Below are 12984 nucleotides of genomic sequence, written 5' to 3'. Positions count from 1 at the left end.
ATTATTTTACACTTAGAAGTAAAGTTAACATCCGTTACGAGAAATATACAAATCATTCCAAAGCACAATCATCGAATAATAGATATCGCCCGTGCCATGTCTTAATCCCATCCTTGCTCATGTTTTACCACCCTTACAAAGGGCAGTCCTATCGGAGATTATTTTCAAATAGGGTTTTTCCTAAAAAAATACTAACACTGGTACCATTAACAATCTAAAATTAAAAGATAATAAAAATATTATTTCATAAAAAACAATTAGTTAGCTATGAATTGGTACGATAATTAGCCAATCCAGCCATGTGAGATATGCCTTAAGAAGGCAGGATGATTAGCGGGAAGCATCACGTATATGTAATTAATTATTTTTTAATTATAACCTAGCGCCATTAATAACTTGCAGATGAGAGGGGTAAAATATCTAATATCCAGCCCTACTCCATAGACGTGAGTAGGTACTGCATTTCGTATCTAATGGACTTCAACACGATGAGAATAGCGTCAAGGATGAACAATAAATTAAACGAATTTGTATTTTTTTTGATAACCGCGGGATTTGATATCAATTCAACCGCCCCAGAAATTACAGCTGAGAAAGCGTACCATGCTGAAATATAGTCAAACACCCGGAATCTTTAAACTTGAAGGAAACCGGCTTGGACGTCCATATCATCGTCTGCCGACTATGTTTACAGGGAGTTTTGATACAATTGAATCACATCTTGGAAACTATTTCCTGAAAAAACACCGCACAAATATAACACTCAAGAAAATACACTGTGAGATGGATGTTATCAATAAAAGTGCGGAATTATTAGTTTCTCAGGTTGGGCATCTGGCCTTTGATATCGATCGCGCATTATTGTTAATGTTATTAGGTAACTTTTATGGTCTGGCCTCTTCTCTCGCAGACGAGAAGTCGCAGGATGGTTTACCGACCAAAACAGAAATCCGGCTGAGAAGCAGACTGGCACTGGATATTTGCAATATCATTTTTAATAAAAATATATCCGGTATTCCACTGACGCTTAAACCCGACAGTAGCACCGTACAAACCCACTGGGCTTATCAACTTACGTTTATTTTAGGTGATGAGGAGAATTGCAGTTTCCGCATCTTACTGGATGACTCCCATACCGATTACATACTGAATTTAATCCGTCGTAGCGAGCACGGTGAGAAGAAAAAGCAGATTGATAAAGTCAGCGCTGAGACGCGTAAAAAAACGCTGATCAAAGAAATCATTCATACGTTGCCGCTAACCATGAACGTCAAGATTGCGGAAATCCCTCTCAATGTTGCCGACCTGACAACAATCAAGCCCGGGGATATTTTGCCTATCGCAATGCCTGATACTTTCCCTGTTTATATCGGGAAATCCGAACTATTTAATGCCCTTATCGTAGAGGACAAAGACAAACTATTTTTGTCCGAATTAACGAGCAAGACGGAGAAATCCTATGAGTAAGCCAGAAGATATTTTAGAGCAAGGTTTCGAGTTAGCGCCCGAAACGACCACACCGCCCACGCCGTCCGTAGCAGAATCGCTGGTATCACGTTTAGAAGATCGCTTTTCCGAGTCGATGTCGTTACTCAAACGAATTCCAGTCACACTCACACTGGAAGTGTCCTCCGTGGAAGTGATGCTGGCCGATCTGCTGAACATTGATGACGACACCGTCATTGAGATGGACAAGCTCGCCGGTGAACCACTGGATATTAAGGTCAACAATATCCTGTTAGGTAAGGCTGAAGTGGTGGTGGTCAATGAAAAGTATGGCCTGCGCGTCCTTGAATTCAACACACATGAAATCAACGACCTGGCACCATGAAACGCGCACCAACACTCACGCTCATCCTGGGTATCTCATTACTCATCCTCTCTCCCTTTGCCTGTGCGCAAGGGGGAGATATCCCGTTGCTGAATGTGATTTCGCACGGCAATAGCCAGGAATACAGCGTAAAAATTCAGGTTCTGCTCCTGATGACCCTGGTGGGTATTCTGCCTACTCTGGTGCTGATGATGACCTGTTTTACCCGATTTATTATTGTTCTTTCCCTGCTGCGTCAGGCGTTGGGGCTGCAGCAAACGCCGCCCAACCGCATACTGATTGGCATTGCGCTGTCGTTAACCATGCTGGTGATGCGTCCGATCTGGATCAACATTTACGACCACGCGGTTGTGCCTTTCGAAAACGATCAAATCACGCTCCCTGACGCCCTGAGCACCGCCGCCTCACCATTGAAGCGCTTTATGCTGGCGCAGACCAACAAAAAAGCGATTGCGCAGATAATGACGATCGCCAACGCGAAAGGTAATGCAGCCGATCAGGATCTCTCCATTATCGTACCGGCGTATGTACTGAGCGAACTTAAAACTGCCTTCCAGATAGGCTTCATGATTTACATCCCGTTCCTGGTAATCGACCTGATCGTCGCCAGCGTGCTGATGGCGATGGGGATGATGATGCTGTCGCCGCTGATCGTTTCTCTGCCCTTTAAGCTGATGCTGTTTGTACTTATTGATGGCTGGGCGCTGACCGTCGGTACGCTGACCTCCAGTATTCGCGGTCTGGGATTAGGCTAACGGAGTTCGGATATGTTAACCATTGATGTAGCCGCCGATATCGTCGCCAGCGGCATAAAAGTCGTGATCATTTTAGTCTGCGTGTTGGTCGTTCCCAGCTTGCTGGTGGGTATGCTGGTCAGCATTTTTCAGGCTGTGACGCAGATTAACGAACAAACCCTCAGCTTTTTGCCCAGGCTTATCGTCACCCTCGCAGTATTGGGAATTTGCGGAAAATGGATGATCGTCCAACTGAGCGATCTCTGCGTGCATCTTTTCACTCAGGCCGCCATTCTGGTGCACTGACATGCGCGAAACAGACATTACACAGTTAAGTAACCTGATACTGGGCATGTGGTTTCCGTTCGTGCGCATTATGGCGTTTATTCACTACGCGCCGGTGCTGGATAACGCGGCGCTCACGGTGCGGATACGCATTATTTTGTCCCTGGCGCTGGCCTTTATCATTACGCCGCTTATCCCCCATCCCGTTCCTGACAGCCTACTGTCGATCAACAGCATTATTTTGACCGCAGAGCAGTTTCTGTGGGGCATGCTTTTTGGCCTGATGCTGCAGTTTTTATTTTTAGCGCTGCAGCTGGCGGGCCAGATCCTCTCATTTAATATGGGGATGAGCATGGCGGTGATGAACGATCCCAGCAGCGGCGCGTCAACGACGGTACTGGCGGAGATAATCAACATCTACGCAGTGATACTGTTTTTTGCGATGGATGGACATTTGCTGCTGGTGAGCATTTTATTCAAAGGCTTTACCTACTGGCCGATTGGCAATGCGCTACATCCGCAATCTCTGCGCACCATTTCCCTTGCGCTGGGCTGGGTATTTGCCGCAGCCACGCTGCTGGCGCTGCCAACAACCTTTATCATGCTGATTGTCCAGGGCTGCTTTGGCCTGCTTAACCGTATTGCGCCTCCGCTCAACCTGTACTCTTTAGGTTTTCCGATCAACATGCTGGCAGGTCTTATCTGCTTTGCGACGCTGCTTTACAACCTGCCCGACCACTATCTGCACCTGGCAAACTTCGTCTTGCAGCAGCTTGACGCGCTCAAGGGACACTATGGCGGATAGCAGCAGCGAAGAAAAAACAGAAAAACCCTCGGCGCAAAAACTTCGCAAAGCCAGGCAAGAGGGACAAATTCCGCGCTCAAAAGATATGGGGCTTGCCGCCAGTCTGTTTGCCGCGTTTATGGTGATTTCCAGCAGCTTCCCCTGGTATGAAGATTTTGTCCGCGAAAGCTTTACCAGCGTGCATCAATATGCGCAGAACATTAATGACCCGGACATCATCGGTCAGTTCCTTGAACACCATCTGCTGATTCTAGCCAAGTTCATCCTGACGCTGTTACCCATGCCGGTCGCCGCGCTGTTTGCCTCGCTGATTCCCGGAGGCTGGTTATTCCTGCCGAAGAAAATTTTGCCGGACTTTAGCAAATTAAGTCCGCTCAAAGGGATTGGCCGCTTATTTTCTACCGACCACCTGGTGGACACCGGCAAGATGACGATCAAAGCGATTGTCCTGCTGGTGATGCTGTGGATTAGCGTACGCAATAACGTTGCTGCTTTTCTGGGATTGCAGGAGCTGTATTTCAAACAAGCCGTCAGCGATGGTCTGGCGCTGTACAGCGGTATTATGCGCAACTTTATCATCCTGTTTATTTTCTTTGCGTTGGTCGATGTCCCTCTGGCGAAAAAAATGTTTATAAAAGGGCTTAAAATGACCAAACAGGAGATCAAAGAAGAGTATAAAAATCAGGAAGGTAAGCCAGAAGTTAAGGCCAGGATCCGTCGTCTGCAACGGCAAATGGCAATGGGGCAAATTCGCAAAGTTGTGCCAAAAGCCGATGTGGTGATCACCAACCCAACCCACTATGCCGTGGCGCTGCAGTACGACCAGTCACGAGCCGCCGCGCCTTTTGTTGTCGCTAAAGGTACCGATGAAATCGCGCTGTATATCCGTCAGGTTGCGGCGGAAAGCAACATTGAGATAGTTGAATTTCCTAAGCTGGCGCGCTCCGTTTATTACACCACCCAGGTCAATCAACAGATCCCATTTCAACTTTATCGGGCGATTGCACACGTCCTGACCTATGTACTGCAAATGAAGCACTGGCGTGACGGTTCGCAAGCTCGCCCTTCGCTGAACAGACATATTTCCATTCCCAAAGAGGTTCTTAAGCTGGATGCCGAAAACAACTAAACAACTCCTCGCGCTGCTGCGTAACGGTAACATCGGTATTCCGCTGGTAATACTGTGTATCCTGGCGATGGTTATCCTGCCATTACCACCAGCCCTGCTGGATATTCTGTTCACCTTTAACATCGTGCTGGCGGTGATGGTGCTGTTGGTGGCCGTTTCCGCGAAACGTCCGCTCGAATTCAGCCTGTTCCCAACCATTTTGCTGATCACCACCTTAATGCGCTTGACGCTGAACGTGGCGTCAACACGCGTGGTATTGCTGCACGGTCATATGGGCGCAGGTGCTGCCGGTAAGGTGATTGAATCCTTCGGTCAAGTGGTGATCGGCGGCAACTTTGTCGTCGGTTTTGTGGTGTTCATCATCCTGATGATCATCAACTTTATCGTGGTTACCAAGGGTGCCGAGCGTATCTCCGAAGTTTCGGCCCGCTTTACGCTCGACGCCATGCCCGGGAAGCAGATGGCGATCGACGCCGATCTGAACGCGGGCCTGATTAATCAGGCCCAGGCGCAGGCGCGACGTAAAGACGTGGCGGGTGAAGCGGATTTCTATGGCGCAATGGACGGTGCGTCGAAGTTCGTGCGCGGTGATGCCATCGCCGGGATGATGATCCTGGCCATCAACCTGATCGGCGGCGTGTGTATCGGTATTTTCAAATACGATTTAAGCGCCGAAGCCGCATTCCAGCAATATGTACTGATGACCATCGGTGACGGTCTGGTCGCCCAGATCCCGTCTCTGCTGCTGTCGACGGCAGCGGCAATTATTGTTACTCGCGTGAGCGACAGCGGCGATATCGCCACAGACGTACGTAGCCAGCTGCTAGCCAGCCCTTCCGTGCTCTACACCGCCACCAGCATTATGTTTGTGCTGGCAGTGGTGCCGGGAATGCCGCATTTCCCATTCCTGGTGTTCAGCGCCCTGCTAGGGTTCACTGCCTGGCGTATGAGCAAGCGCCCGAAGGTAGCAGAAACTGAAGAGAAAAATCTTGAAACGCTGACCAAAACCATCGTTGAAACCGCCGAGCAACAGGTTAGTTGGGAAACGATCCCCTTAATTGAGCCAATCAGCCTGAGTCTGGGGTACAAGCTAGTGTCGCTGGTGGACAAATCCAAAGGGAATCCGCTCACCCAACGTATTCGCGGTGTGCGGCAGGTTATTTCAGACACAAACGGCGTGTTGCTGCCGGAAATTCGCATTCGCGAAAACTTCCGTCTAAAACCGACCCAGTACGCCATTTTTATCAATGGGATCAAGGCTGATGAGGCCGATATTCCCTCAGATAAGCTGATGGCGCTGCCTTCCAGTGAAACCTACGGCGAGATCGATGGTGTTTTGGGCCACGATCCGGCCTACGGCATGCCGGTCACGTGGATTGTCCCGGCGCAAAAAGCCAAAGCGCTAAATATGGGATATCAGGTGATTGATAGCGCCAGCGTCATCGCGACGCATGTGAATAAAATCATTCGCAACTATATTCCCGACCTGTTTAACTACGACGATATTACCCAACTGCATAACCGCCTCTCTTCGATGGCCCCTCGTCTGGCGGAAGATCTGAGCGCGGCGCTGAATTACAGCCAGCTCCTGAAGGTTTACCGGGCGTTGCTGATCGAAGGCGTGCCGTTGCGCGATATCGTCACGATAGCTACCGTTCTGGTCGCCAGCAGCGCCGTCACCAAAGATCATATTCTGTTAACGGCAGATGTGCGTCTGGCCCTCCGTCGCAGCATTACCCATCCGTTTGTACGCAAAGATGAGTTGGCGGTGTACACCCTCAACAATGAGCTGGAGAATCTGCTGGCAAATGTGGTGAATCAGGCTCAGCAAAGCGGCAAAGTGGTGCTCGATAGCGTACCGGTCGATCCGAATATGCTCAATCAGTTCCAGACCAATATGCCGCAGATTAAAGAACAGATGAAAGCCGCGGGTAAAGAACCGATACTGCTGGTCGCACCGCAGCTACGTCCTCTGCTCGCGCGCTATGCGCGCCTGTTCGCACCGGGTTTGCAGGTGTTGTCTTATAACGAAGTTCCGGATGAGCTGGAATTAAAGATCATGGGGGCGTTGAGTTAACCCTTGACGAGGCGGTGTCATTCGCACCGCCTTCTAGATTACAGAATGGTATTTTCCGTAAGAATACGACGGGCGCCAAGATAATGATCCTGCCAGAAATCATCGGATAAATGACTCACCCGAATTGTTTCTCCCGTACGCGGCGATTCTATAAATTGTCCCTGCCCCAAATAGACGCCCATATGATCGGCAATATCCCGACTGTGAATATGAAAGAACAATAAATCACCACGACGGAGGTCGCGATTGGCGACGATGGTCGCCCGCCGATAGTGATACATTTCATTCGCCGTACGCGGCAATTTTGCCGCCAGGATTTTGTTGTAGGCATAAAAAATCAGCCCGCTGCAGTCAAAGCCTTGATCCGGGCTGGTCCCACCCCACAAATAAGGTTTACCTAGCTGCTGCTCAAGGCGGTGGATTGCCACTTCAGTCATGTTATGCAGATGATCGCTACTGAGAAAATGGTCATTTTCAGCCAACTCCTGCCAGCGATGATCGCTCGCTTTCAGCGGTCCCGGGAACCACTCCGGGTGCTGTTTAATCAGCGTCCTGTTCTGCTGGCGCAGCGCGCTTTTACTTTGCGCATTTCCTTCCACCACATAACTTGCCTGCTTTTTTACCTGTGCATGGTACTGCTTCAACAGTCGGGCGCGGTTACGCATGCGCATTTGCGCCGCATAGCTTAAATGGGCGTCAGATAAGAGAGGCTGAACTTTGGCGACAGACGGTGAGGACAACACAACACACAAAGACAGCAGACCCGGCAAAAAGCGTCGGGGTGCAGAGACAAAAGACATGAAAACAAAAATACCTAATCAAACACGTTCGCCGCAGTCTACCGCTATTGCCGGGTATTCCATTTTAATATTCGATTATTAAATTATTAATTTTTTAAATTCAATACATTAGGAATTCTGCATTCATAAGACTAAATGAAGTGCGCTCAAGCGCAAAATACGCCAGTGTCTGACTGCCTTTACGCACAATTTTCCGTATAAAGAAAATCTAAAGTGTAAACGCCGCACGAGAGACTTGCGAAAAACTCTCTGGGTGATAATGTGAGCGCTCCAGATCCAGATTTATCCGATTTGGGGACTCTTTTGCCGTCCTGGCGTGTGTGATCGTTTTATCAAGGAATAAGCAGTATGCGTAAAATCGCATTTTTTCTTGCGATGCTTTTATTGCCGTGCGTTTCATTTGCCGGTTTGCTGAGTAGCAGCAGCCCGACTACGCCTGTCAGCAAAGAATATAAGCAGCAATTAATGGGCTCCCCCGTTTATATCCAGATCTTCAAAGAAGAGCGAACCCTGGATCTGTACGTCAAGATGGGCGAACAGTATCAATTGCTCGACAGTTATAAGATCTGTAATTATTCCGGTGGCTTAGGGCCGAAACAGCGTCAGGGTGATTTCAAAAGTCCGGAAGGGTTTTACAGCGTTCAGCGTGGACAGCTGAAACCAGATAGCCGCTTCTATAAAGCGATTAACATTGGTTTCCCTAATGCCTACGACCGCGCACACGGTTATGAAGGTAAATACCTGATGATCCACGGCGCCTGCGTTTCCGTCGGCTGCTACGCAATGACCGACAACGGCATTGATGAGATTTTCCAGTTTGTGACCGGTGCTCTGGTGTTTGGGCAGTCCAGCGTACAGGTTAGCATTTACCCGTTCCGCATGACCGATGCCAACATGCAGCGCCATAAGTTCTCGTATTACAAAGATTTCTGGACCCAGTTAAAGCCGGGATACGATTACTTTGAACAAACGCGTAAGCCACCGACCGTTTCAGTCGTCGATGGTCGTTACGTCGTCAGCAAGCCGTTGAGTCACGAAGTGGTTCAGCCGCAACTGGCATCAAACTACACGCTCCCCGAGACAAAATAATGCCCACTCGCCTGGCATAATCTTTTGCCAGGTTTCATTGCCGGTTAACGGTTGAGTGGCAATCACGGTGACCACATCATTGGGTGTGGTCTCTGAGCTAAAATCGATTTCCACATCCTGATCCAGCAATGTCGCCACGCCAAACGGCGCACGACGCGTGATCCAAAACAGGTTGGTCGAACAGAAGGCCATCACATAGCGCCCGTCAGACAACAGCATGTTGAAGACGCCCTTCTCCCGCAGTTCTCCTGCCAGCATCGCGATATATTTAAACACTGCCGTCATATTGCCAGGCGTGCGCGGATAACGCTCCGTCAGCTTGTGGAGCAGCCAGCAGAACGCTTTTTCGCTGTCGGTTTCTCCGACCGGGCGGAAATTTCCGGTTTCCAGCGATTTATAGCCATTGAGCTGTCCATTATGAGCATAGGTCCAGTTGCGTCCCCACAGTTCGCGGGTAAAGGGATGGGTATTTTCCAACGCCACTTCGCCACGGTTCGCCTGACGAATATGGGCAATCACGGAACAGGATTTAATGGGGTAGTCTTGTACCAGTTTGGCGATAGGCGAATTAAAGCTGGGTTGCGGATCTTTAAACGTACGGCAGCCCTTACCTTCATAAAACGTAATACCCCAGCCGTCTTTGTGCGGCCCGGTCCCTCCGCCGCGCTGAACCAGCCCGGTGAAGCTAAAGCAGATATCGGTTGGCACATTGGCGCTCATCCCGAGCAGTTCGCACATACATCACCTCCACAAACGCCTTAAGCGGGAAGGCGTAATTGTTACAGCCAATCAAAACTCAAAATATCAGAGAAAACAATATGCTATACCCTAAATAATTCGAGTTGCAGGAAGGCGGTAAGGGAGGAAATCCCCAGGAGCATAGATAACTATGTGACTGGGGTTTCTGAGCGCAACCAACGCACCTGCAGCTTGAAGTATGACGGGTATAGTTATTTAACCATCTCTTTTTCGATCAGTTGAATCAGGATATGGATCACTTTGATATGAATTTCCTGAATACGGTCAGCGTAGCCAAAGTGCGGCACGCGAATTTCGATATCCGCGCTGCCCGCCATTTTGCCACCATCTTTACCGGTCAGGGTGATCACTTTCATCCCTTTCTCACGCGCTGCGGCAATCGCTTTAATTACGTTACCGGAATTACCCGAAGTCGAGATGCCTAACAGAACATCACCTTCACGACCCACGGCTTCTACGTAGCGAGAGAACACATAATCGTAACCGAAATCGTTGCTGACGCAGGAGATATGGCTGACGTCAGAGATAGCGATCGCCGGATAACCAGGACGGTTCTCGCGATAGCGTCCGGTCAACTCTTCGGCAAAGTGCATCGCGTCGCAATGGGAACCGCCGTTACCGCAAGAAAGCACCTTACCGCCCGCTTTAAAGCTGTCTGCCAACAGAACCGCCGCGCGCTGAATGGCGTGAATATTGGCGTCATCTTTAAGAAAATTAGCCAGCGTTTCCGCCGCTTCGCTCAGTTCGTTACGAATAAGATCCTGGTACATGAGGATATCCTTCAGCATGAATGTAAATGACAAAACGCAGTGTACCGGATAGCGCTACCAGCGAGAAGTACAAGCCACAGGAATGGCTACGGCTTTTGATTTTTTGTGCCGGTTAAAACAGCAACAATGTGAGCTTTGTTGTAATTATTTTGTAAACACATTGCTAAAAGAATTTACATCCACTACAACCATATCATCACAAGTGGTCAGACCTCCTACAAGCAAGGGAGCTTTTCGTTATGATGATTTTGAGTATTATCGCTACGGTTGTTCTGCTCAGCGTTCTGTTTTATCACCGCGTGAGCTTATTCCTCAGCAGCTTAATTTTGCTCGCCTGGACAGCTGCGCTTGGCGTGGCTGGCCTGTGGTCAGTCTGGCTGCTGGTTCCTCTGGCCATTATCCTCGTGCCGTTTAACTTTACGCCGATGCGCAAATCCATGATCTCTGCACCGGTGTTCCGCGGTTTCCGTAAGGTCATGCCGCCGATGTCGCGTACTGAGAAAGAAGCGATTGATGCGGGTACAACCTGGTGGGAAGGTGACCTGTTCCAGGGCAAGCCTGACTGGAAAAAACTGCATAACTATCCTCAACCGCATCTGACCGCTGAAGAACAAGCGTTTATTGACGGTCCAGTGGAAGAAGCGTGCCGCATGGCGAACGACTTCCAGATCACTCACGAACTCGCGGATCTGCCGCCGGAACTGTGGGCATATCTGAAAGAACACCGCTTCTTCGCGATGATCATTAAGAAAGAGTACGGCGGGCTGGAATTCTCAGCATATGCTCAGGCTCGTGTTTTGCAGAAACTCTCCGGCGTTTCCGGGATCCTGGCGATCACCGTTGGCGTACCTAACTCATTAGGTCCAGGCGAACTGCTGCAACATTACGGCACCGAAGAGCAGAAAAATCATTACCTGCCGCGCCTGGCTCGCGGTCAGGAGATCCCATGCTTTGCTCTGACCAGCCCAGAAGCAGGCTCCGACGCAGGCGCCATCCCTGATACCGGCGTGGTTTGTATGGGCGACTGGCAGGGTCAGCAGGTGCTGGGTATGCGCCTGACCTGGAACAAACGTTATATCACGCTGGCCCCTATCGCTACCGTACTGGGTCTGGCGTTTAAACTCTCCGACCCGGAAAAACTGCTGGGTGGTGAAGAAGATCTCGGTATTACCTGTGCACTGATCCCAACCTCAACGCCGGGTGTACAAATTGGTCGTCGTCACTTCCCGCTGAACGTGCCGTTCCAGAACGGTCCGACGCTGGGCAAAGATGTGTTTGTACCGATTGATTACATCATCGGTGGTCCGAAAATGGCCGGTCAGGGCTGGCGCATGCTGGTGGAATGCCTGTCTGTAGGACGCGGTATTACCCTGCCGTCTAACTCGACGGGCGGCGTGAAATCGGTCGCGATGGCCACCGGCGCGTATGCGCACATTCGTCGCCAGTTCAAAATTTCCATCGGCAAGATGGAAGGTATTGAAGAGCCGTTGGCACGTATTGCCGGTAACGCCTACGTGATGGACGCTGCGGCATCACTGATTACCTACGGCATTATGCTGGGTGAAAAACCGGCGGTGCTGTCGGCTATCGTGAAATATCATTGTACCCACCGCGGGCAGCAGTCAATCATTGATGCGATGGATATCACTGGCGGTAAAGGCATTATGCTTGGCGAAAGCAACTTCCTCGCCCGCGCTTATCAAGGTGCGCCAATCGCCATTACCGTTGAAGGTGCCAACATTCTGACCCGTAGCATGATGATCTTCGGTCAGGGTGCGATTCGCTGCCATCCGTACGTTCTGGAAGAGATGGCTGCGGCACAGAGTAACGATGTGAATGCGTTCGACAAGCTGCTGTTCAAACACATCGGTCACGTTGGCAGTAACAAAGTACGCAGCTTCTGGCTTGGTCTGACACGTGGCTTAACCAGCAGCACGCCAACCGGCGATGCGACCAAACGTTACTACCAGCACCTGAACCGTTTGAGCGCCAACCTGGCATTGCTTTCAGATGTGTCCATGGCCGTACTGGGTGGCAGTCTGAAGCGTCGTGAACGTATCTCCGCGCGTCTGGGCGATGTGTTAAGTCAGCTGTATCTGGCCTCCGCGGTACTGAAACGTTATGACGATGAAGGCCGTAATGAAGCAGACCTGCCGTTGGTTCACTGGGGCGTTCAGGATGCGTTGTACAAAGCGGAACAGGCGATGGACGATCTGCTGAAAAACTTCCCGAACCGTCTGGTCGCGGGCTTGCTGAACGTGGTTATCTTCCCGACCGGTCGCCACTATGACGCTCCGTCTGACAAGCTGGACCATAAAGTCGCGAAGATTTTGCAGGTTCCGAGCGCGACTCGTTCTCGTATTGGTCGCGGTCAATATCTGACGCCAAGCGAGCATAACCCGGTTGGTTTGCTGGAAGAGGCGCTGCAGGACGTGATTGCAGCCGACCCTATCCACCAGCGGATCTGTAAAGAGTTGGGTAAAAACCTGCCATTTACCCGTCTCGACGAACTGGCGCACAATGCGCTGGCGAAAGGGCTGATTGATAAAGATGAAGCCGCAATTCTGGTGAAAGCCGAAGCGAGCCGCCTGCGCAGTATCAACGTGGATGACTTTGAACCCGAGGAGCTGGCGACTCAGCCGGTAAAGCTGCCAGAGAAAGTGCGTAAAGTCGAAGCCGCATAACGATATACGCACAACGTTTAG

General features: G+C 50.2%; 12 protein-coding genes. 9 read left to right on the top strand and 3 right to left on the bottom strand.

The window, feature by feature from the left end; genetic code table 11:
* Positions 1–603 precede the first annotated feature (603 nt).
* From OGY83_RS00230 to OGY83_RS00200, 7 genes are read left to right on the top strand one after another with little or no spacing between them, the layout of a single operon-like run.
* Positions 604–1467, top strand: a complete 864-nt coding sequence (locus OGY83_RS00230; protein WP_079940077.1) for a FliM/FliN family flagellar motor switch protein — start codon at positions 604–606, stop codon at positions 1465–1467.
* Positions 1460–1831: a FliM/FliN family flagellar motor switch protein gene (locus tag OGY83_RS00225; RefSeq protein ID WP_286634840.1), complete on the top strand. Its 372-nt coding sequence runs from the start codon at positions 1460–1462 to the stop codon at positions 1829–1831. Before OGY83_RS00230 ends, OGY83_RS00225 begins: the two co-directional genes overlap by 8 nt.
* Positions 1828–2586, top strand: a complete 759-nt coding sequence (fliP, locus tag OGY83_RS00220) for a flagellar type III secretion system pore protein FliP (RefSeq protein ID WP_079940079.1) — start codon at positions 1828–1830, stop codon at positions 2584–2586. Before OGY83_RS00225 ends, fliP begins: the two co-directional genes overlap by 4 nt.
* 12 nt (positions 2587–2598) lie before the next feature.
* Positions 2599–2871: a flagellar biosynthetic protein FliQ gene (locus tag OGY83_RS00215; RefSeq protein WP_003838859.1), complete on the top strand. Its 273-nt coding sequence runs from the start codon at positions 2599–2601 to the stop codon at positions 2869–2871.
* Between the two features lies 1 nt (position 2872).
* Positions 2873–3655, top strand: a complete 783-nt coding sequence (fliR, locus tag OGY83_RS00210; RefSeq protein ID WP_079940080.1) for a flagellar biosynthetic protein FliR — start codon at positions 2873–2875, stop codon at positions 3653–3655.
* A complete protein-coding gene (flhB, locus tag OGY83_RS00205) occupies positions 3645–4784 on the top strand; it encodes a flagellar biosynthesis protein FlhB (RefSeq protein WP_079940081.1) in 1140 nt (379 codons plus the stop codon). Before fliR ends, flhB begins: the two co-directional genes overlap by 11 nt.
* Entirely contained in the window at positions 4768–6861 is a 2094-nt protein-coding gene (locus OGY83_RS00200; RefSeq protein ID WP_286634838.1) for a flagellar biosynthesis protein FlhA, read from the top strand. The genes flhB and OGY83_RS00200 overlap by 17 nt, the downstream gene beginning before the upstream one ends.
* A 38-nt stretch (positions 6862–6899) precedes the next feature.
* Here the strand turns inward: OGY83_RS00200 and OGY83_RS00195 are convergent, their stop codons facing one another.
* Positions 6900–7661: a C40 family peptidase gene (locus OGY83_RS00195; protein ID WP_191213360.1), complete on the bottom strand. Its 762-nt coding sequence runs from the start codon at positions 7659–7661 to the stop codon at positions 6900–6902.
* A gap of 348 nt (positions 7662–8009) precedes the next feature.
* Between OGY83_RS00195 and dpaA the strand changes: the two genes are divergently transcribed.
* Positions 8010–8750: a peptidoglycan meso-diaminopimelic acid protein amidase gene (gene dpaA / locus OGY83_RS00190; protein WP_071696382.1), complete on the top strand. Its 741-nt coding sequence runs from the start codon at positions 8010–8012 to the stop codon at positions 8748–8750.
* On the opposite strand, the gene OGY83_RS00185 is transcribed toward dpaA, so the two are convergent.
* Together OGY83_RS00185 and lpcA are read right to left on the bottom strand one after the other, a co-directional pair.
* Positions 8721–9488: a class II glutamine amidotransferase gene (locus tag OGY83_RS00185; protein WP_071696381.1), complete on the bottom strand. Its 768-nt coding sequence runs from the start codon at positions 9486–9488 to the stop codon at positions 8721–8723. The genes dpaA and OGY83_RS00185 overlap by 30 nt on opposite strands.
* Positions 9489–9700: 212 nt before the next feature.
* Positions 9701–10279, bottom strand: coding sequence for a D-sedoheptulose 7-phosphate isomerase (gene lpcA / locus OGY83_RS00180; protein WP_016151815.1), 579 nt, complete (start codon positions 10277–10279; stop codon positions 9701–9703).
* Between the two features lie 239 nt (positions 10280–10518).
* On the opposite strand from lpcA, the gene fadE reads away from it, so the two are divergent.
* The gene (gene fadE / locus OGY83_RS00175) at positions 10519–12963 is read left to right on the top strand and encodes an acyl-CoA dehydrogenase FadE (protein WP_079940084.1); all 2445 of its coding nucleotides are present in this window, start codon (positions 10519–10521) and stop codon (positions 12961–12963) included.
* The last annotated feature ends 21 nt before the right edge of the window (positions 12964–12984 follow it).

Source organism: Citrobacter sp. Cpo090 (genome assembly GCF_030332665.1).
Lineage (GTDB): Bacteria > Pseudomonadota > Gammaproteobacteria > Enterobacterales > Enterobacteriaceae > Citrobacter > Citrobacter portucalensis.
This window is presented reverse-complemented; position numbering and strand designations above follow the sequence as displayed.

Coding starts and splice junctions, on each gene's coding strand:
- OGY83_RS00230 (WP_079940077.1), top strand. CDS start 604: ATGCTGAAATATAGTCAAACACCCGGAATCTTTAAACTTGAAGGAAAC.
- OGY83_RS00225 (WP_286634840.1), top strand. CDS start 1,460: ATGAGTAAGCCAGAAGATATTTTAGAGCAAGGTTTCGAGTTAGCGCCC.
- fliP (WP_079940079.1), top strand. CDS start 1,828: ATGAAACGCGCACCAACACTCACGCTCATCCTGGGTATCTCATTACTC.
- OGY83_RS00215 (WP_003838859.1), top strand. CDS start 2,599: ATGTTAACCATTGATGTAGCCGCCGATATCGTCGCCAGCGGCATAAAA.
- fliR (WP_079940080.1), top strand. CDS start 2,873: ATGCGCGAAACAGACATTACACAGTTAAGTAACCTGATACTGGGCATG.
- flhB (WP_079940081.1), top strand. CDS start 3,645: ATGGCGGATAGCAGCAGCGAAGAAAAAACAGAAAAACCCTCGGCGCAA.
- OGY83_RS00200 (WP_286634838.1), top strand. CDS start 4,768: ATGCCGAAAACAACTAAACAACTCCTCGCGCTGCTGCGTAACGGTAAC.
- OGY83_RS00195 (WP_191213360.1), bottom strand. CDS start 7,661: ATGTCTTTTGTCTCTGCACCCCGACGCTTTTTGCCGGGTCTGCTGTCT.
- dpaA (WP_071696382.1), top strand. CDS start 8,010: ATGCGTAAAATCGCATTTTTTCTTGCGATGCTTTTATTGCCGTGCGTT.
- OGY83_RS00185 (WP_071696381.1), bottom strand. CDS start 9,488: ATGTGCGAACTGCTCGGGATGAGCGCCAATGTGCCAACCGATATCTGC.
- lpcA (WP_016151815.1), bottom strand. CDS start 10,279: ATGTACCAGGATCTTATTCGTAACGAACTGAGCGAAGCGGCGGAAACG.
- fadE (WP_079940084.1), top strand. CDS start 10,519: ATGATGATTTTGAGTATTATCGCTACGGTTGTTCTGCTCAGCGTTCTG.